The organism is Flavobacterium lacisediminis, from assembly GCF_025909975.1.
Taxonomy (GTDB): Bacteria; Bacteroidota; Bacteroidia; order Flavobacteriales; family Flavobacteriaceae; genus Flavobacterium; species Flavobacterium lacisediminis.
Map to the genome: position 1 here is coordinate 1 of NZ_JAPCIO010000014.1, position 19,246 is coordinate 19,246.

At 30.0% G+C, this 19,246-nt stretch carries 27 protein-coding genes; 26 read left to right on the forward strand and 1 reads right to left on the reverse strand.

The features are described 5' to 3' along the window. The first annotated feature begins 46 nt into the window (after window positions 1-46). The 13 genes from OJ995_RS13095 to OJ995_RS13155 all read left to right on the forward strand — a co-directional run bounded on the left by OJ995_RS13095 (window position 47) and on the right by OJ995_RS13155 (window position 9,927). Window positions 47-337, forward strand: coding sequence for a type I restriction enzyme endonuclease domain-containing protein (locus OJ995_RS13095; protein WP_432419335.1), 291 nt, complete (start codon window positions 47-49; stop codon window positions 335-337). Window positions 338-356: 19 nt separating this feature from the next. Beyond that, window positions 357-716 carry a DUF3387 domain-containing protein gene (locus OJ995_RS13100; protein WP_264369879.1) on the forward strand — a complete coding sequence of 120 codons (360 nt, stop codon included), beginning with the start codon at window positions 357-359 and terminating at the stop codon, window positions 714-716. Window positions 717-729: 13 nt separating this feature from the next. After that, on the forward strand, window positions 730-3,273 hold the full coding sequence (locus tag OJ995_RS13105) for an AAA family ATPase (RefSeq protein WP_264369846.1): 2,544 nt from the start codon (window positions 730-732) through the stop codon (window positions 3,271-3,273). Next, window positions 3,266-4,522 (forward strand): McrC family protein, encoded by a 1,257-nt coding sequence (locus OJ995_RS13110; protein ID WP_264369847.1) that lies wholly within the window; start codon window positions 3,266-3,268, stop codon window positions 4,520-4,522. Before OJ995_RS13105 ends, OJ995_RS13110 begins: the two co-directional genes overlap by 8 nt. Beyond that, complete coding sequence (locus tag OJ995_RS13115; protein ID WP_264369848.1) at window positions 4,522-4,962, forward strand: endonuclease domain-containing protein; 441 nt, start codon at window positions 4,522-4,524, stop codon at window positions 4,960-4,962. The genes OJ995_RS13110 and OJ995_RS13115 overlap by 1 nt, the downstream gene beginning before the upstream one ends. 63 nt (window positions 4,963-5,025) lie before the next feature. Beyond that, complete coding sequence (locus OJ995_RS13120; protein WP_264369849.1) at window positions 5,026-5,430, forward strand: hypothetical protein; 405 nt, start codon at window positions 5,026-5,028, stop codon at window positions 5,428-5,430. Between the two features lie 99 nt (window positions 5,431-5,529). After that, entirely contained in the window at window positions 5,530-6,207 is a 678-nt protein-coding gene (locus OJ995_RS13125) for a DUF4339 domain-containing protein (RefSeq protein ID WP_264369850.1), read from the forward strand. 34 nt (window positions 6,208-6,241) lie between these two features. Further along, on the forward strand, window positions 6,242-6,961 hold the full coding sequence (locus OJ995_RS13130; protein WP_264369851.1) for a GYF domain-containing protein: 720 nt from the start codon (window positions 6,242-6,244) through the stop codon (window positions 6,959-6,961). Between the two features lie 6 nt (window positions 6,962-6,967). Then, entirely contained in the window at window positions 6,968-7,747 is a 780-nt protein-coding gene (locus OJ995_RS13135) for an SseB family protein (protein WP_264369852.1), read from the forward strand. A 252-nt stretch (window positions 7,748-7,999) separates the two neighbouring features. Next, on the forward strand, window positions 8,000-8,746 hold the full coding sequence (locus OJ995_RS13140) for a LytR/AlgR family response regulator transcription factor (protein WP_264369853.1): 747 nt from the start codon (window positions 8,000-8,002) through the stop codon (window positions 8,744-8,746). Between the two features lie 154 nt (window positions 8,747-8,900). Then, window positions 8,901-9,047: a hypothetical protein gene (locus tag OJ995_RS13145; protein WP_264369854.1), complete on the forward strand. Its 147-nt coding sequence runs from the start codon at window positions 8,901-8,903 to the stop codon at window positions 9,045-9,047. A gap of 62 nt (window positions 9,048-9,109) precedes the next feature. Beyond that, window positions 9,110-9,766: a hypothetical protein gene (locus OJ995_RS13150; RefSeq protein WP_264369855.1), complete on the forward strand. Its 657-nt coding sequence runs from the start codon at window positions 9,110-9,112 to the stop codon at window positions 9,764-9,766. After that, window positions 9,763-9,927 carry a DUF1737 domain-containing protein gene (locus tag OJ995_RS13155; RefSeq protein ID WP_264369856.1) on the forward strand — a complete coding sequence of 55 codons (165 nt, stop codon included), beginning with the start codon at window positions 9,763-9,765 and terminating at the stop codon, window positions 9,925-9,927. Before OJ995_RS13150 ends, OJ995_RS13155 begins: the two co-directional genes overlap by 4 nt. Window positions 9,928-10,006: 79 nt before the next feature. Here the strand turns inward: OJ995_RS13155 and OJ995_RS13160 are convergent, their stop codons facing one another. Beyond that, window positions 10,007-10,861 carry a hypothetical protein gene (locus OJ995_RS13160; RefSeq protein WP_264369857.1) on the reverse strand — a complete coding sequence of 285 codons (855 nt, stop codon included), beginning with the start codon at window positions 10,859-10,861 and terminating at the stop codon, window positions 10,007-10,009. Window positions 10,862-11,186: 325 nt separating this feature from the next. Between OJ995_RS13160 and OJ995_RS13165 the strand changes: the two genes are divergently transcribed. The 13 genes from OJ995_RS13165 (at window position 11,187) to OJ995_RS13225 (ending at window position 19,245) form a co-directional block, all read left to right on the forward strand. Next, on the forward strand, window positions 11,187-11,390 hold the full coding sequence (locus OJ995_RS13165; protein WP_264369858.1) for a hypothetical protein: 204 nt from the start codon (window positions 11,187-11,189) through the stop codon (window positions 11,388-11,390). Between the two features lie 417 nt (window positions 11,391-11,807). Next, window positions 11,808-12,383 carry a TerD family protein gene (locus tag OJ995_RS13170; RefSeq protein ID WP_264369859.1) on the forward strand — a complete coding sequence of 192 codons (576 nt, stop codon included), beginning with the start codon at window positions 11,808-11,810 and terminating at the stop codon, window positions 12,381-12,383. After that, window positions 12,384-13,070, forward strand: a complete 687-nt coding sequence (locus OJ995_RS13175) for an HAD family hydrolase (protein ID WP_264369860.1) — start codon at window positions 12,384-12,386, stop codon at window positions 13,068-13,070. A gap of 4 nt (window positions 13,071-13,074) precedes the next feature. Beyond that, complete coding sequence (locus OJ995_RS13180) at window positions 13,075-13,881, forward strand: phosphoribosyltransferase family protein (RefSeq protein ID WP_166076598.1); 807 nt, start codon at window positions 13,075-13,077, stop codon at window positions 13,879-13,881. A 2-nt stretch (window positions 13,882-13,883) separates the two neighbouring features. Continuing rightward, complete coding sequence (locus tag OJ995_RS13185; protein ID WP_166076599.1) at window positions 13,884-14,438, forward strand: TerD family protein; 555 nt, start codon at window positions 13,884-13,886, stop codon at window positions 14,436-14,438. A 16-nt stretch (window positions 14,439-14,454) separates the two neighbouring features. Continuing rightward, window positions 14,455-15,114, forward strand: a complete 660-nt coding sequence (locus OJ995_RS13190) for a TerD family protein (RefSeq protein WP_264369861.1) — start codon at window positions 14,455-14,457, stop codon at window positions 15,112-15,114. 106 nt (window positions 15,115-15,220) lie between these two features. Then, window positions 15,221-15,502 carry a hypothetical protein gene (locus OJ995_RS13195; RefSeq protein WP_264369862.1) on the forward strand — a complete coding sequence of 94 codons (282 nt, stop codon included), beginning with the start codon at window positions 15,221-15,223 and terminating at the stop codon, window positions 15,500-15,502. A gap of 6 nt (window positions 15,503-15,508) precedes the next feature. Continuing rightward, window positions 15,509-16,147: a vWA domain-containing protein gene (locus tag OJ995_RS13200; RefSeq protein WP_264369863.1), complete on the forward strand. Its 639-nt coding sequence runs from the start codon at window positions 15,509-15,511 to the stop codon at window positions 16,145-16,147. 9 nt (window positions 16,148-16,156) lie between these two features. After that, window positions 16,157-16,315 (forward strand): hypothetical protein, encoded by a 159-nt coding sequence (locus OJ995_RS13205; protein WP_264369864.1) that lies wholly within the window; start codon window positions 16,157-16,159, stop codon window positions 16,313-16,315. Between the two features lie 2 nt (window positions 16,316-16,317). Next, on the forward strand, window positions 16,318-16,953 hold the full coding sequence (locus tag OJ995_RS13210; RefSeq protein WP_264369865.1) for a vWA domain-containing protein: 636 nt from the start codon (window positions 16,318-16,320) through the stop codon (window positions 16,951-16,953). 2 nt (window positions 16,954-16,955) lie between these two features. Further along, the gene (locus tag OJ995_RS13215) at window positions 16,956-17,705 is read left to right on the forward strand and encodes an AIM24 family protein (protein WP_264369866.1); all 750 of its coding nucleotides are present in this window, start codon (window positions 16,956-16,958) and stop codon (window positions 17,703-17,705) included. Window positions 17,706-17,737: 32 nt separating this feature from the next. Then, window positions 17,738-18,202 carry a hypothetical protein gene (locus OJ995_RS13220; protein ID WP_264369867.1) on the forward strand — a complete coding sequence of 155 codons (465 nt, stop codon included), beginning with the start codon at window positions 17,738-17,740 and terminating at the stop codon, window positions 18,200-18,202. Beyond that, on the forward strand, window positions 18,199-19,245 hold the full coding sequence (locus tag OJ995_RS13225; RefSeq protein ID WP_264369868.1) for a TerY-C metal binding domain-containing protein: 1,047 nt from the start codon (window positions 18,199-18,201) through the stop codon (window positions 19,243-19,245). Before OJ995_RS13220 ends, OJ995_RS13225 begins: the two co-directional genes overlap by 4 nt. Window position 19,246: the final 1 nt, after the last annotated feature.

The window sequence follows — 19,246 nt, forward strand, 5'->3', positions numbered from 1 at the left end:
GATTAGTAGAAGTATCGAATCGGATGATATTATTGATGTATTTGCGATGGCAGGTATTGAAAAAGCCGATATTTCTATTTTAGATGAGCAATTCTTGTTAGGCGTTAAGAAAGATAAAGACAGTATTGCGATTAAGATTGAACTTTTAAAGAATATTTTGAAAGACGAAATCAGAATGCGTTTGCCTCAGAATATTAAGAAATACACTTCGCTAAAAGAGGAATTAGAAAAAGTCATTGACCGTTATCACGCCAATGCGATTGATTCGTACACCACAATTGCCGAATTAGTAGANGAAATACACTTCGCTAAAAGAGGAATTAGAAAAAGTCATTGACCGTTATCACGCCAATGCGATTGATTCGTACACCACAATTGCCGAATTAGTAGAACGTGCCAAAGAAATGCAAGACGAAGACAAACGAAAATCAGAATTAGGTTTGTCGGATGAAGAGTTAGCATTTTATGATATTCTAGCGGCTAAAAAAGACATCATCAACGAAGCGGGTCCTATTCAAGACGTAGTTCACAACGTAGTAAAAGCCGTAAAAAGCAACCTACAAATCGACTGGACAAATAAAGAAGATGCGAAAGCAGCCATTCGTTTAGCAGTCAAAAAAGAATTGCGTGGGAAAGTTAGTATTTTAGAATTAAATGCTATTCTTCAAGAAATCATGGAACAGGCGGAAGGACAGTTTAAAGAGTGGAGGGCTTAAAATATTTAATTAGATGAACGAAAATTTATACCAACTAAAAGAAACCTTTTTACAAGAATGGCCTTTATCTCGTATTCAAAATATGACATTAGAGGAATATACTAATTTAGATAAAACCTCCTTTTGTTATTGGTTGGAGGCTAAAACGTATCACTTAGGAAGTATTTGGGGTGGTTCTGCTTATAAATTCGGAATATTTAAAAGACGTAATTTAGAATCTACAACAACCAAAGAGAGTCTTTTAACGGATGGAGAATATTCTTGGGCAAAAAAATATGGCGATACTAAAGAAATGGCTTTTCAGAATATAAAAAACATTCTATTAGCTATTATTGAAAATACGCAAAACAATTCAATCGAGCATATCGATGAAATTGATTTAGGAGATGCCTATAAATGGAAAATAGCCTTTTTATATGGTAATTTTAATGTGGTTAATATATTCAAAAAAGAATCATTACTAGAATCGGCTCAATCATTAGGATATACTGATGTGAGTAAAAAATATACTGATTTAAATCGTTATATACTTTCAAAGAAAGTACTTGAACAAGATTATTTTGATTTCACAGCTGATTTATGGAAGAAAACTACTTTGGCTAATTCTTTTTCTGAAATCATTGAAAATTTTAAAAGTTATCTTGAATTTTCAGAAACAAATATTCATGATTTTACTTTTAATGACAAAAGAAAAGGAAAAAAATGGATATGGATTAGTGATTCTAAAAATATCATAGGTAAAGAAGATTTCTGTCATTATGAACTAATTACTAGACCAAAACATCCCCAAAAAGTATGTGTAGAAATTCATTTTGAGCATAAAAAGTCAAAACAAGATTTGTATAAAAATTTATTGAATGATAAATTGTCTGAACAATTTTTTTGGAATAAAGATCATGGTGCTGAGGAATTAAGTTTAGCCTATTTTGAGTCCATTGAATTTAGTGATCCAAAGATAAATGAAAAAATCGAGCAAGCACTTTTAAAACTTGACGAAACCTTTGGAAATACATTAAGAAACTACGCACTAGAAATTGATAATAAAAAAGGAACTATTTTGAAAACGCCATTAAACCAAATTCTATATGGTCCTCCAGGGACAGGAAAAACTTTTAATACTATAAATAATGCTTTAGAAATAATAAATGACGAAGAAGTGAAAGCTTTGAATTTTGATAATAGAGAAGCTGTAAAAGATTTGTTTGAAAAGAAAGCAAAAGAAAATCAAATTGATTTTATTACATTTCATCAAAGTATGTCGTATGAAGATTTTATTGAAGGTATTAAGCCTGAAACAAAAAATGAAAAAGTAACCTACGCAATTAAAGATGGAATATTCAAAACAATCACTAAAAATGCTTTGATTGAATATATTAAAGATGGTAGTGAAAATGAAAGTAATGATGATTTTGAAAATTTATATAATGATTTTATTGAAAACATAAAACCATTTGAAGGTAAAAGAGAAGGCATTTTTAAGACTAAAACAGGAGTTGAAATAATGTTAGTTAATGCTAACAAAGACTCTATTTTAATTAAGTATTTATGGAGTAATAATAAGAAAGTTTCTGAAGGGCAACATACTTTTAGTGTAACTAAGGAAAAATTAAAAAGAGTTTTGGTTGAAGGAATTGAACCTAACAAAATTAAAAATCTCAAAACGGAATTACATCCATTAGTTGGCCATATCCATTGCGAACTATTTGCAGTTTATAAAAAATTCTATGATTTTGTTATAGATACTAAAGGAGAGATTGATGCAGTTCATTTTGATAATTTGGATTTAACTTACGAGGAAGTTAAAGAGCAATTTGATAAATTAACAAAAGAACAAATCAAGAATAAATTAGTAAAACCATATGTTTTAATCATCGACGAGATTAACCGTGGTAACGTTTCTCAAATCTTCGGGGAACTAATAACATTAATTGAAGACAGTAAACGTCTAGGGAAAGAAGAAGCACTAGAAGTTACTTTACCATATAGCAAAGAAAAATTTGGTGTTCCTCCTAATTTATACATTATCGGTACCATGAACACGGCTGACAGAAGCGTTGAAGCACTAGATACCGCTTTAAGAAGACGTTTTAGTTTTGTTGAAATGCCTCCAAAATATGATTTATATGGATTGAAGTATAAAATTTCAGACTATGAGGCTTCTGAAATTTTAAGAACTATTAATACTAGAATAGAGAAACTAATAGATAAAGATCATGCCATTGGACACGCATATTTTTTGAATAAAACGTATACATCTATTGTTGAGTCTTTCTACAAAAATATTATTCCATTATTACAAGAATACTTCTTTGGGGATTATGGGAAAATTGGACTGGTTTTAGGAAAAGGTTTTGTTAAACTGAAAGAATATCAAAAAGAAACTACTGTTTTTGCTGATTTTGATACTGATTCTGCTAATGATTTTGAGGAAAGAAATGTGTATGAAATTATTGATTATAGAGTTACCGATAATTTTGTTTTAAAAATAAAAAACACTGAAGTGGCCATGAACTTTGAAAAGGCTATTCAAGTTTTAATGAATAAGAAGTTTGAGTAAAGCAAAAGAAAACATAGTCGTATTTGAACATGAAATACTTCGATTTGATAAAGGTGAAAGGAGAATCACCAAAGATCAATTTGAAGCATTGGAGCGCTATTATGGAAATGGGGTGCCTTTCTATAAATTAGTTTATAATGGGGTACAGTTTAATGAACATGTTGGAGTATTACAAGTAGGAAATACATTAATTGAAGTTTTACCAAAAGTAGATAGAAATCCGCATTCAGAAAAAGAAGATAAAAAATGGCGTGACTTGTTAATTGGCATGTTACAAACAGTAGGTAGTTTTGATATTAAATCAACTAGTTCAAGTAACTTAAAAATAAAACCTAATACTGTTTTAGATTTGTATTTTGAACTGTATGTTAAGGAATTAGAATATTTATTGCATACAGGATTAATAAAAAAATACCGAAAAAAAGAAGGCAATGTTACTGCTTTAAAAGGTAGCTTACAATTCAGTAAACACATACAATACAACTTAACGCATCAGGAACGCTTTTATGTCCGTCATACTACCTATGATGTAGAACACACTTTACATTTTATATTGTACAAAGCATTAAAATTGTTGAAGCTGATTAATACAAATACCAGTTTGAATGGAAGGATAGGTGCTTTGCTTTTAAATTTTCCTGAAATGCCAGATATGAAAGTTAGTGCCTCCACTTTTGAGAAACTAATTTTTAATAGAAAAAGTCAATATTACACGAAAGCCATAGATATTGCTAAATTACTTTTGTTACAATATCATCCAGATATAAGTAAAGGGCGAAATCATGTTTTAGCACTAATGTTTGATATGAATTTGTTGTGGGAACAATTTATTTATGTGAGCTTAAAGAAAAACAAAGTCGATTTTTCAAAAGTTAAACCACAAACTTTTAAGTATTTTTGGAAGCCTGAAAATGGGAGAAGAACCTCTATGAAACCTGATATTTACATAGAAACAACATCTGGTCAAAAAATCGTTTTAGATACCAAGTGGAAGAATTTAAATGGCTACAATCCGTCACCAGATGATTTAAGGCAAATGTATGTTTATCACGAATATTTCGATGCAGAGAAAGTGGCTTTGGTTTATCCAAGTGAAAGTAAGTCAATTAAATCAGGAAATTATTTTGATAAAGAGGGAACCCATGATGAAAGTAAGCAGTGCAGCATTATAATGATAAATGTTGAAAATCAAATTAAAGATTGGCAAAAGGAAATTCAAAATATAATAATAAAATTTATCGATAGATAATGAAATACTTTTGTATTGAATGCGGTTATAATATTTCTACAGAGATTTATGATTATTCATTAAATCACTTTAGTCATCCATTATGCAGAATTCATCAAGATTGGATTAGAGCATTGTTATGGGATAATTATACCACCCAACAAACTATCGATTTGTATTTGGCTTTAAAAACAAATGGTGTACCTGCTGTAATTGAAAAATTTGATGGTTATAAACATATAGATATTGCTATTCCAAAACATAAATTTAATATTGAAATAGATGGAATGCATCATCACTATGATTCTAATCAGGCTTTAAGAGATTTGAAAAGAACCTATCATTCATTTAGAAGAGGTTATTTTACGATTAGAGTTCCGAACACATTGGTAGATGAAAGATTAAATGAAGCTGTTGAATATATTATAAAGTTTTTAAACGAGAGTATGAATCAGCAATAATCATTGCTAGCAGTCAGCATAAATACAACTAAATTAATTATAAACATAAAACAACACATCAATATGAAAACAAGATTTTTTACATTGGCATTTGTATTATTTACTATTATTTCTTTTGGTCAAAACCAATTAAAAGCTACTAATACAGTCCAACAGAAACAAATTTCAGAAAATGCTATTTATCAATTATTTCCAACAGATAATTATTGGACTTTTATAAAATTAGACACACGAAATGGAAAAATGTGGCAAGTACATTTTACAATTTCAGATGATGGTTATCAAGGAGAACTTATATTAAATTCTAGTTCACTTTTAATGTCAGATGAAGTCGAAGTAAAAGGCAGGTTTACTCTTTATAAAACAAACAATATGTATAATTTCATATTGTTAGATCAAATAAATGGTAAAACATATCAAGTACAATGGAATAGTGATAAAGAAAAGAGATTTGTAAGTCGTATTTAATAAATCAATCTTATTGTAAACAATACTTAAACGAAATGCTTTTGACTTAGATAAAGTCGGTCGAAATTGGCATTACAGAATTTAAAAAATAAAAATAAAATGAATAAATATTATCTACACAATGGTACAGAGAATATTGGACCATTCAATATTGAAGAATTAAAACAACAAAATATTACCCGTAATACTCAGGTATGGTTTGAAGGCATGGAAGATTGGAAAGAAGCTGGAACAATAGAAGAATTGAAAATTCTGTTTCCAGTTTTGCCACCGCCTTTGAAAAAAGATAATACCGAAAATAAAACATCTGAACAACCAATTCAAAAAGAGGAAAAAGATTATTCAAAGCTTTTCAAAATTTTGAAAAGATTGGCAATAGCGGTTTTAATAGCTCTCATAATACTATTTGTTTTGAATATTATTGACAAACAATCTTCAACATCAACTTATCAAGAAAGTGTAATGACTATTCAAGAAATTGAAGGCCATAGTCCTTTAAATTATTTACAAGCAGATGGAACTTACAATACTAATTTTATAGGTGATAAAGTAAAAATTAATGGTGTTATTACTAATACTGCAACCGTAACAACGTATAAAGATGTTACTGTTAGAGTGAATTTTTATAGTAAGACAAACACTCTAATTGGTTCTGAAGATTATACACTTTATGAATTTTATCCGCCTAATAGTAAACAAGAATTTAAACTAAAGGTGAAAGCTTACAGTAATGTAAGTACTTTAGGCTGGGAGGTTATCAATGCAAGTGTAAAATAATCAAAAGAAAGTTTAATAAAAATTATCAATATCGATGAAAACCTTTTTCTTATTTATTGACGACGAACAACAAGGTCCATTTAATTTAGAGGAATTAAAAACAAAAAAAATCACTAGAACTACTAAAGTTTGGTATGAAGGATTAGAAGATTGGAAGAATGCAGAAGAAATTGAGGAGTTAAAATCTCTTTTTGTTTCAGTTCCTCCTCCAATTAAAACATTTAAAACGCCGCCACCTATAAAAAAACCTCTTCAAGAAATTGAAGTTGAGGAGGAAGACAAGATATTAGGAGTGAGAAAAAAAACGTTTTTTATATCCGTTGGAATATTTGTTTTGCTACTTTCTTTAACTTTCAAAATGATGCAAAGCTTCAAAAAAGATAAAATTGAAAAAGGAAATAAAGAGACAGAAATTTATAACGAGCAATTAAAAATTCAAAACGAAGAGATTGCCAAGCAGAAAGAAATAATTGCGGAAAAAGAACGCCTTGAACAAGAACGCATCGAAAGGGAACGAGAAAAAGCCAGACAGAAAAGAATCAATGAAATCGACAACGAATTAAATATTGCACGCGAAGAACTTAGAAAAGCTAACAAGAAATTAGTCAATGTAACAGAGTTTAAATTTCTAAGAACAGCAAACGAAAGGGAAAGTCAGATTGCTTTGGCACAAGAAGATATTTCAATTTGTCAAAACAATATTGAGGAATTGGAAAAGGAAATGAGAAGATTGAATCCTAAGTGGGGAAATTAAAATAGAATGAAACTTTTCAACAAACTACTCGGAAAAAAAGAAGCTGAATGTACACCTGATAATTCGGTTTTATTGCAATTGATACAAGCTTATCATTATAACAAAATGCCTGAAAACTATGGAAAAGTAATAGAAGAATTGTATGGACCACGTTCTTTTCTATTTGTACCAACTGCCGATAAGCACGAGCATTCTAATGGGTGGGAAAAATCAAAAGGTGGTGACGTAATTGATTTTGCAACGGTATATAATTTAGATGGTTTACTGGTCTTGGGTGTTTTTACTTCTGAGGAGGCATTATCAAAATGGACTAAAGAGGAAATGGGTTACATTGCTATTCCATCAAAAACTATCATGGAAATTGCTGAACGTGAAAATTTTGGTCGAGTTGTGATTGATAGTGACCAAGACACCATGTTTGTACTAGAACGCAACGTTTCTAATTCTAATGAAATTACTATTAAAGAAGATACTGAAGTTTTGATTTGGTACCCAAAACAGCCTATTTATGGAGCCCACAAAGCGCAATTGTGTAATGCATTTTCAAAAGTTTCTAGTATTAAAGAAGTGTATCATTTTGGTATGACTAGAAATGATGAAGCTATTTTGATTTTAGCTTTTCTATTGGATGAGGTAAATGAGAATAGTAGGTTAGCTGTTTTAAGTGCCATGAATGATGGTATGAATGGTTTTAGTACGGAGTTTCCTTTAGAAATGATGTATGTGAAAGAGGGGGATGATTGGCATAAAACGGGGAATAATTTTGAGGTGTTTTATAAGAGGTGAGGTGTTACTTCACTGTGTAAAGCAAAAGCCTACTCTGTAGGAGATTCCTATTTGGCGGAATGACAGCTTTTACTGCATGAAGCGAATGTCTGCAGTGTAGGAGTTTCCCATTTTGGCGGAATGACAGCTTTTACTTCGTAAATCAAAAGCCTACAGAGCAGGATACTTCGTCAGGTTCAGCCTAACAAAATAGGGAATGACTAGGAAAATGAATTTAATATTGAATGTTTATAAAATAATATAGAATATAAAATGAAAATAGCTCTTTTAGACGACAATCCAGAACAATTGGAAAGAAATCAAAGATTTTTAAATGCTTTACCTGTTGAAATCGTTACTGCTTCTTTAACGGCAAAGACTTTTTTACAAGAGGTTAAGTTATCTAAGCCTGATATTTTGATTTTAGATTTGAACTTAGGAGATTCTTATATGACAGGAATGGAGGTGGCATTTGAATTAAAATTACCTGTTCTATTTGCTAGCAGTAATACGCCTGAATATGTTAAGGAAATGGAACGTTTAAAGCGTGAGGAATCGTTGTGTGTTGATCATATAACGAAACCTTTTACTGAGTATGAGTTTCAAAAGACCTTTACTCGCTTTTTACAAGAGGTTAAATTCTTTTGGAACCAGCATTATGTCACTCTTGATTTAGGAAAACAAAAACGCACAAAAATAGCGATAGAATCTATTGTATATCTTGTAGCTGATAAAGCCAGTGGCTCCGAATCGAACAACAAACAAATTTATTTTACCAATAGAAAAGCAGAAAATTTAATTGATTTTTCTTTCTCTAAAATGGAAGACAAAGGAATGTTGAAAACTCAGTTTATTACCATTCATAAATCGTTTCGTGTAAACGTTAACCACATTAAACACTATAATAAGAAGGAGGAAGTTATTGAGGTAGAAGTGTTTAATGCTTTTGGAAAGTTGGAAACTATGAAGTTGCCCGTTTCTGAAAATTATCAATCGTTTTTAAAATCATTTCGAAAATAACCGCTTTCATTCCTCAAAAAACCGCTTTTATTCTTTATAGTGAGCTGATATGATTCAATATTATATCAGCATTTTTTTTCTTATGACTTTTGGTTTGTAATTAAAGCGGAATCCGAAAAGCTAACGAGTAGGTAAATTATTTAAACCAAAAACCATGAGTAAATTAAATGCAAATTCAGGCACAAGTAGAGGAATTAGTTCAAAACCAAGTAGTACTTCAACAAGTAAACCTAATCCTAATTATCCTAGTAAAACCGGAAAACCATCTGGACCAGGAAGAGGAAATACACCTAAAAAATAATTAAGGAGCAATACCTCAATAGTATTTTTGAAACTATTGAGGTATTTAAAGATTTAAAAAAAATGAACAAACTAAACATACAAGCTTTTGATATTGAAGGCAAAAGCAATGAAGAAATTGTTAACCTTGTTTCTCAATTTCCATTTTATGAATCTGACAAAGAAGCGAATAGTAAAAAGAGAAAACGTTGGGTAGTGAATCCTGAAAATTTATCGGGCGAAGTTTTGTCTAAACTCTATATCAATGAAGATATGATATTAGGTTTCAATTTTAATCAAGATTACGATAATGAATTACAATTGCATTATATTGAAAGAGAGTTACAATTAGTTGACGTGTATGAGTTTCCGCTTTTAGAAAGTCATAAAACTATTCCTTTCATGAAGAAAATCATTAGTAAAGAGCCAATACAGTTTCATTGGAAAAATACAATTCAATTACATGAGAAATTTGCGCATCCTTTTTTTAAAAATGTATTGGGTTTTAGAAATTCCAATTTTTTCATTCGTCCAGAAGATGTAGGGTTAACTTTTTCTTACCAACATCCCGAATTTAAAAATGTTAAGGAAAAAGTGCTATTGCTAGAGAATTTGTATTTTAAGAAAAGTCACTTAATAGCTTACAAAGTTTTTAATCCCATAGCTTACGAGTATAAAATCGTTTGGTCTATAGAATTTTATGAGTATTTAAAAAATTTAAAACCAATAAATCAATCATGAAAGAATATAAAGTAATCGAAGGAATTTCTATCACAGAATTAGAGCAACAAATAAACGAGTATTTGAAAAAGAATTGGAAGTTGCAGGGAGGTGTAAGTATTACATACAATAGAGGAACAGGTAGACATGAAATGTTTTATGTACAAGCAATTGTTAAATAAAGGAAGAGGCTTAGGCCTCTTTTTTGCTTTGGTTTTATGTTTAGCTTTTACTACGTGAAGCTTTATTATGATTTAGAATTCATTCTTTATGCTTCACCCATTTATCAATCATATACTTAGTAATAGGCTTAAGCGGTTTTCCAGTAATAGGATGGAATCCGTGTGTATTGAAAAATTCAGGTTCTCCGTTTACTTTAGCGTACCAAACTACTGGTTTATCATTAACGAAGAAAGTGGTGGTTTCCGTTACTTCAATTTTTCTGAGTTTGGCTTTACTTTCATCTGCTGGTTCTACTGGAATTTCTAAAATTCCTTGTGAAGTACTACTATTGCAATCGATATATTCGTAATGGTCGGTTTGCCATTGCATGCATTCTTTTTCCTCAATAATTAAATTTTTAGTGGTATAGCCCACGGAAAAAAGACCTGCTATAACCAATAAACCGATACCTGCTTTATTTTTCCAATTCTTTTTTTCTTCTGATATTGGAGGCTGTATTTCATAATCAGGTTTTACAGATAAACCTTCCTCTAATAATGTTTCCTCTTTAATAGTTTCTATTCCACTATATTTTGAAATAAAAACTTTAAAAGGTCTTGGTTTAAAATCTACAAGTAACGCTGCTATGTTGATGGTTTCAAAATCAGCTAAATCGGTTTCACCTTTAAAAAAAGTTTCAATAGGTCTGAATTTATCAGTTTGTGCTTGTAGTTTGTATCGATTACCTGCTTCATATTCAAAACCAAAAACGAAATGAAAACTAACTTTATCTTCTTTTTCATTTGATTCTTTTAATCTTTCCTCACACAGTTGACGCAGTTTTGCTCTTGATGGTGCTATCAAAAAACTAGAATATTTTCCTTGTTTTTCAATTTCGTATTGTTCTTTAATCGCTTTTTTGTAGTCTTCTAAAGCGTGTGTTCTTGTTGTCATAACGGATTAATTAGGAATCTTAAGGAATAGTCGGAATTTCAGGAATTCCTTATAAACACTCACTCGAAAACGTAATTCCTTTGCCTCAGAATTAGTTCTTGTTTTAACTAGCTATTGAAACAAATGTACAAAACTGATTTTAAAATAGTGTTGCTATGCAGAACCGAATTTTTATTCGGGAAGTATAAAATGCAAGTTCTGTAGTAGCACGCTAACACTTCCCACACAAAATACTCCGTCAAGGAGAATCGATTAGAAATCGAAGTTGTTTTCGGATCCATTTCCGATCAGCCTAACTCATGTTCAATTTTAAAAAATTACTACAATGAAAAAATATTTAGTGGTTGCTTTTATAGCATTAGGAAGCGTTTTAGTTTCTTGTTCAAACGACGATAATGAGGTGTTTTCATCTCCAAAGGTAAATTCAGAACCTCAAGAGTTTGATTATTCAGTAGTTCTTAAAGAGGGAGATACTATTGGCGAAGGTGACACAGGAGGTCAAGGAGGTAACAATCCGATTAAGCCTTAACAAATCATAAATAATTAGTTTTTAGGAGTGTTTTAAAAAAAAGCACTCCTTTTTTTTTGCCCGTACGGATTTCCGTACGGATTTGAAGTTTGTAGTTTATAAGTTTGAAATGAAATTGTTGATAACGATTAACATACTGCATTCTGGTTGCAGTAATTTAAGATATAATTGTAAACGTTTGGATATACGCACTATCATAAAGATTCATGAACTGATTGAGGTTGAACTAACGGGAAGTCCGAAAGACTTTGCGGAGAAAATCAATGTATCAGAGCGTACGATATACAATTATTTAGAATTTATGAAAGTAGAACTTCAAGCTCCCATAGTATATAATGGCTCTAAGAAGAGTTATTGTTATGATGGGGAGTGTGGATTGAGGTTTAAAGGATAGGATTATTTTTTTAATATTTTAATATGGCAATTAATTTACAAAAAGGACAAAAAATTGATATTGGATTATCAAAAATTACCGTTGGTTTAGGTTGGGATCCTAATGAGGGTACAGGTCATGATTTTGACTTAGATGCTTCAGCAATTATGATTGATGAAAATAGAAAATTACTTGGAGAAGAGTATTTTATTTTTTACAATAATTTGAATTCACCTGATGGTTCGTTAAATCATACAGGAGATGATCCGACAGGAGGAAATAGTGATGGAGATGATGATGAAGCAATTAAAGTTGACTTAAATAAAGTTAATGAAAGAGTTCAAGAAATTTTGTTTGTAGTAACAATTGAAGATTTTGAAAGAAGAAAACAGAATTTCGGTCAAGTTAGAAACTCATACATAAGAATTGTTGACGATGCTTCTAATACCGAAATTGCAAAATATGAATTAGACGAAGATTTTTCAATTGAAACAGGTGTAGAGTTTGGTAGACTTTACAAGCGAAATGGACAGTGGAAATTTGAAGCTTCTGGAATTGGATATAAAGCGGATTTAGGATACTTTTTGGAAAAATATTATTCAGGTCAAATAATTAAATAATTGGAAATAATAAAGTCAATAGATTTTTTAGTTGGACTTGATTATAATCATATTTCATTTGATTTATGGTTGACATTGATTAAATCAAATCCAATTTATAAATTGAAGAGAAATCAATTATTTAAAGATTTTTTTGAAATAGAGTATAACATTGAAATAGTATCTCAAAAAGTTAGATACTATGATGTTGTTTGTAATTCCATCAATGAAAAGACTGGAAAAAATATAGATACAGATGAGATTTATCTTTTAATATTGAGTTCATTAGGTTATGATATAAACAAATTGAACCGAAAAATGTTAGAGGCGTTTTATAAAGAATCGGAAAAGATTTTTTTTGAAAATGAACCAATGTTTATTAATAGTTATACACATCAAATTTTTAACGATTTAAAAAATAATGGTATAACTATGAATGTTTTGAGTAATACAGGTTTCATTAAAGGAAAAACCTTAAGGTTGTTATTAGATAAAAATAATTTAGGTGGTTTTTTTGACTTTCAGATTTATTCTGATGAGTGTAATTATTCAAAACCTAATGTTGAAATTTTCAACTTAGTTTATGATAGAATAGCAATTAAAAATAGATTTCCTAAAAGCCAAGTTCTCCACATAGGTGATAATTTGATAGCAGATTGTGATGGAGCAAAAGCTTTCGGATTTTCAACTTTACATTTTAAAAATTGACAAATTGAATAAATCATATAGTTTACATAAAATAACTTCCAAAAGTAATTTAACCTTTAATCCTTCTGATTATAGTTGGTTTAAATTTGGTGATAAAGACTTTGCTAAAAAATTTGCTAAAGAACTTTTCGATGGATTTATAATTAGTAACAGTAAAAAAATACTTGAACAAAATGAAATTATTATTTTGCCAAGTCCATATTTATCCATACCAACTGCTTCCAATTTTCTGTGTTTTTATTTTAAAGAATTTCTAAACAAATTTCTATTTGAAAATAATAAAAAAGCAGCTATTGAATCAAAAATTTACAGAAATCAAACATATGTTACAGATTATGGGAATCTTGATTTTGAAGATAGAGTTAAATTAATTTCAAATGACACCTATTATATAGACAAAGAATTTATAAATGGGAAATTTTGTCTTTTTTTAGATGATATTAAAATCACTGGTAGTCATGAGCATACAGTGAACAAAATCCTAAGTCAATATAATGTAAAAGGAGACTTTTACTTTCTTTATTTCGCTGAATTAGTAAACAAAGACATACATCCAAATATAGAAAATTACTTTAATTATTTCTCAGTAAAAGGTATTGAAGAAATTATTGATGTAGTTAACAGAGACAACTTTCAATTCAATACTCGAATTGTAAAGTATATTTTAAATTTAAATGAGGATGAATTAACGCTTTTGTTGAATAGTATAAATTCTCTCAGAAGAGAAGAGTTATTCCTATTATCAATTAGTAACAATTATCATCAAATAAGAGAATACAATAAAAATTTGACAACTATAAAAACAATTTAAAAATGGCAATTAATTTACAAAAAGGGCAAAGAGAAAATATTAACTCTCCTAGATTTACAATTGGACTTGGATGGGATACAAATGAATCTTCAACAGGGCAAGGTTTTGACTTAGATGCATCTGTATTTGTGTTAGGTGAAAACAAAAAATTACTTTCTGATGGTCATTTCATTTTTTACAATAATTTGAGTTCACCAGATGGAGCTGTGGTTCATACAGGTGATAATTTAACAGGAGATGGAGATGGAGATGACGAACAAGTAAATGTTGACCTTGGTAAAATTGACAATAATGCATCTGAAATATGTTTAGTTGTAACTATTCATGATGCTGAGGTTAGAAAGCAAAATTTTGGTCAAGTAAGGAATTCGTTCATTAGAATATTTGATACAAATACTAATCAAGAAATTTTAAAGTATGAATTAGATGAAGATTTCTCAATTGAAACAGCTGTTGAGTTTGGAAGAATATACAAGAGAAACAATGAATGGAAATTTGAAGCAGTTGGTATGGGAATGAAAGGTGGATTACAAGATTATTTAAACAAGTATAACTAAATATAAAACAATAAACATGGCAATTAATTTAGCAAAAGGTCAAAAAATTGATTTAAGAAAAACTTCAGGGGAAACTCTTACTAATTTTTGTGTTGGTGTTAACTGGGGCGCAATCGAAAAGAAAACATTATTTGGATTATCAAAATCAGTTCAAAACATTGATTTGGACTTAAGTTGTGTTTTAGTAGATGACCAAAATAATATTTGTGATCACTTATATTCACCTTTATACAGAGTAGAGATTTTACAACAATTTGGACTACCAAAAGGAAAATTACTTACTTCTGACGGTGCTATGAAACATACTGGTGATGACTTAGAAGGAGATAAAGGTGGAGATGATGGTCTTGATAATGAAATTATTACTGTTGATTTAAACAAGTTAAATTCTAATGTTTCACAAATTTTCTTCTTTTTAAATAATGCAGGATCTGAAGATTTTTCTCAAATTCCTTATGCAAAAATTAGAATGTACGAAGGTACTCCAACTAGAGTTCAATCAGTATTTGCTGACTATAACGTCTCAGCTGAAGGACAATATGGTGGTAAACGTTCTATTATCATGGGTAAATTGTATAAAAGAAACGGAGAATGGAAATTTAGTGCTATAGGAGACCCAACAGAAGATACGTTTTTAGGGCAGACAATTCATAGAATTATGAAATCATATTTGTAATATGTTAATAAAAAATATCGAAGGCTTAAGTGTAAGCCAAATCAAAGAACTAGTTAATAAAGGGGGGAAATTTGTGATTTTCCCCTATACTATTTCTTTTGTAATTATGACATTGAAAAGAAGTTCTAACATTTATTTTATTAGAGAAGATGAAAATTCCTTTAAATATTCATATTCCTACGTATTGCTCAACTTTTTTATAGGATGGTGGGGACTTCCATGGGGTCCTATTTATACTATTGGAGCTTTATATAGCCATATTATTGGAGGTAAAGATATTACTCAAGCTGTTTTATCTGAATTAATTCAAAATGATCCAGAAGCAGATACTTCAACATACAACATCAATGTTGAAAACATTCAAACTTATAACATACCAACAAATTAAGAAATTATGAGAAGATTACCAGTTTATTTATTGTTAGACACATCAGGTTCTATGAGTGGAGAACCTATAGAGGCCGTTAAAAATGGTGTTCAAGTAATGATTTCTTCACTAAGACAAAACCCACAAGCTATAGAAACGGCTTTTATAAGTGTTATTACTTTCGATAGTGTTGCACAACAAATTATTCCTTTGACTGATTTAGCTTCCTTTCAAATGGTAGATATTAAAGCAACAGGAGTTACCGCTTTAGGTGATGCGTTGAAACTAGTATCAAATAAAATCGATAATGAGGTGGCAAAAACCACTATGGAACAAAAGGGTGATTGGAAACCTTTAGTTTTTATAATGACAGATGGTATTCCTACGGATGATTGGCAATCAGGTTTAAACGAGTTTAAGCAACGTAAAACCGCTTTTACAGTAGCATGTGCTGCCGGTAGTGGTGCTGATACAAATATTTTAAAGCAAATTACTGAAAATGTGGTTAGTTTAGATACAGCTGATAGTGCTAGTATTGGAAAGTTTTTCCAATGGGTAACAGCATCAATCGGTGTTTCCTCAACAAAAGTTGAAGATAGTGGAAAAGACGTTACAGGTCTTAATGAATTACCTCCACCTCCTGCAGAATTAAACATTGTTGTATAAAAGTTAGTTATGTCAAAATTTGGTTTTTCATTTTCACTTTTAAGGTTATTAGGCATAACAGGTATGAAACAAAGTTTTGCCAGAAAAACAGGTGTACCTACAACAAGAGGAGGTTTGGAAAGAAAGTTAGGAAATATGTTAATTCGTTCGATATTCAGAAAAAAATAAAAATGAGAAGATTACCAGTTTACTTTTTATTAGATACTTCAGGTTCAATGTATGGTGAACCTATTCACGCTTTAAATAATGCACTTAGTGGAATGATTAATACACTAAGACAAGACCCACAAGCACTTGATTCGCTTTGGATTAGCATTATCACTTTTGATCGTGATGTTAATGAAGTTTGTCCGCTTACTGAATTAGCAATGTTTCAATTACCTGAGATAACTTGTCCGCAAAGTGGTCCTACCCATACAGGAAAGGCTTTGGAACTACTTTACACTAAAGTGCAATCAGACATAAAAAAGAGCACAGAAAATCAAAAGGGTGACTGGAAACCATTACTTTTTTTGTTCACTGATGGTAAACCATCCGACATTCAATTATATAATGAAATTGCACCTAGAGTGAGAAACTTGAATTTTGGAGCTATTGTGGCATGTGCTGCTGGTAATTTAGCAGATGATTCAAAATTAAAAGTACTTACTGATGATGTTGTACATCTGGATAATGCGGATAGTGCTACATTAAAACAATTCTTTAAATGGGTTTCCGAAACTATTGAACAAGGAAACAAGAGTCAAGGAACAGGGGAAAGCGTTGCATTACCACCGCCACCAAGTGAAATAACATTAGTAATTTGATTATGGATGTAAATTTAAAGACATACGGAATTTTTGACATTAACTTAAAACCAAAAGAAATATTTTTAAGTGAGAGGGGAGCAATGTCATTTTGTGATGGAGGAATAAAATATATGCCAATCGAAATGAACCTTTTTAAATCTATTAAGCGATTTTTAGGAGGTGAATCTTTTTTTTCAATTGTTAAATATGAGAACTTATCAAATATAGATCAAAATTTAAAATTAAGATATAATGATGGCTTTTCATTTTTTTATCGAAATAGTTTAAGTTCAGAAATATTGATAATTGACTTAAAGAAAATTAATGGAAGTTTAATTGTTAAATCAGGTGCTTTTTTTGCTTCAACAAAAGATGTAATAGTTGATGTTTATTTAGACTCTAATTGGGGTAGAAGTTTATTTGGATATGGAAAGTTATTTAAACAGAAAATAACAGGGACAGGGACAGTTTTTTTAAAAAAAGATAATTGGTTGTATTTGGAAGAGATAATCATTGAAAATGGGAAGTCCTTAGTAATTGACCCAAAGGAAGTATACGCTTATTCTTTGGATTCTTTATCAAAGACTAATAGTAAATTTTCTTTTTTTAATTTTTTGTCAGGTGAGGGTTTTTCAAGTTATAATTTTCATGGACCTGCAACTATTTATACTTATAAAAATAAACCATCAGATTTTAATACATCTAGTTTTTTATCATCACCTATTATTTTAATTATCATTTTGATAATAGTCATGAGAGTAATAATTTAAATTTGAATAGAATGAATTGTTTTTCAAAAAAAATGAGTGAACACTCTGATAAAAAACTATTGGAGGTTTTAGAATTTAGAAATAAATATCAAGAACTTGCAATAGAAGCTGCAGTTCAGGAAGCACTAAATCGTGGTTTAATTGAAAGTATCGAAGATGTTAATGAAAAATTTCCTATTGAAGTTAATCTAAATGAATTAGATAAAAAAATAGATGATGAAGGCTTTTATGATTTTAAGAAAAAAATTCCAAATATAATTTTAGTATTAATTCTAAACTTCATATGGATTTTTATTGTTGTTCAAATAAATTACAATTTAAATCATACAGAATTTTCAATTTTCAATTTTTGGTATCCTGTGTTTTTTTCATTTCTAGTTTATTATACATATAATAAATATAACAAATTATTAGCAAATATTGTTGTTTGGCTTACCGCATTGACTTTTGTATTAACAATAATATCAATCTTATACACTATATATAGTATTTTATGAGAAAACTACCAATATACTTTTTAATAGATGTTTCTGAATCTATGGTTGGAGAACAAATCCAATTTGTAGAAGATGGAATGGCAACCATTATTAAAGCAATAAAACAAGACCCGCATGCAATTGAAACGGTATGGGTGTCAATTATTGTTTTTGCAGGTCAAGCAAAAACGCTTGTACCATTACAAGAAATTGTAAGTTTCTATCCACCTAAATTTCCAATTGGCGGAGGAACTTCTCTAGGCAAAGGTCTAGGTCATTTAATGTACGAATTAAGAAAAAATACGGTAAAAACAACTTTCGAGCAAAAAGGAGATTGGAAACCAATCGTATTTTTGTTTACAGATGGCGTTCCAACTGATGATTCCAAAGTGGCTATTAATGAATGGAAACAAAATTGGGCTAAAACTGCTAATTTAGTTGCGGTTTCTTTTGGAGATGAAACAGATACAAAACTTTTGAGCGAATTAACCGAAAATGTATTGCATTTCAAAAACTCAACTGAAGAAGATTATAAAAAATTCTTCAAATGGATTACCGACTCAATTAAAACAAGTAGTGTAAGTGTTGAAAGAAATGCTTCAGGTTTTGAATTAGCAGAAATGGATGGGAATACCCTTTCTAAAATTGACCTAACAAAACAACCTACTCCAAATTTATACGTTGATAATAATTATGTGGTTTTGTCGGCTAAGTGCCAAAATACAAAACGCCCTTATTTGATGAAATATCGAAAATTTATTCAACCTTCTGGTTTTGCTGGTCTTGAAACAAGATCTTACAGATTGGTTGGTGGTTTTCAAATAGATAACTCTTATTTTGAACTCTCTGATGATTCGCAAATGAATGCTAAAATCAATAGTGATGAATTAGTAGGAGCTCCTTCATGTCCATGTTGTGGAAATCAATTTGGTTTTGCAATGTGTCAGTGTGGTAAAATACATTGTATAGGTCAGGAGGAAGTTAGTACTTGTCCTTGGTGTGGAAATCAAGGAACTTATGGAGCTGGTGAAGGAGGATTCGATGTTAATAGAACTTTAGGTTAAA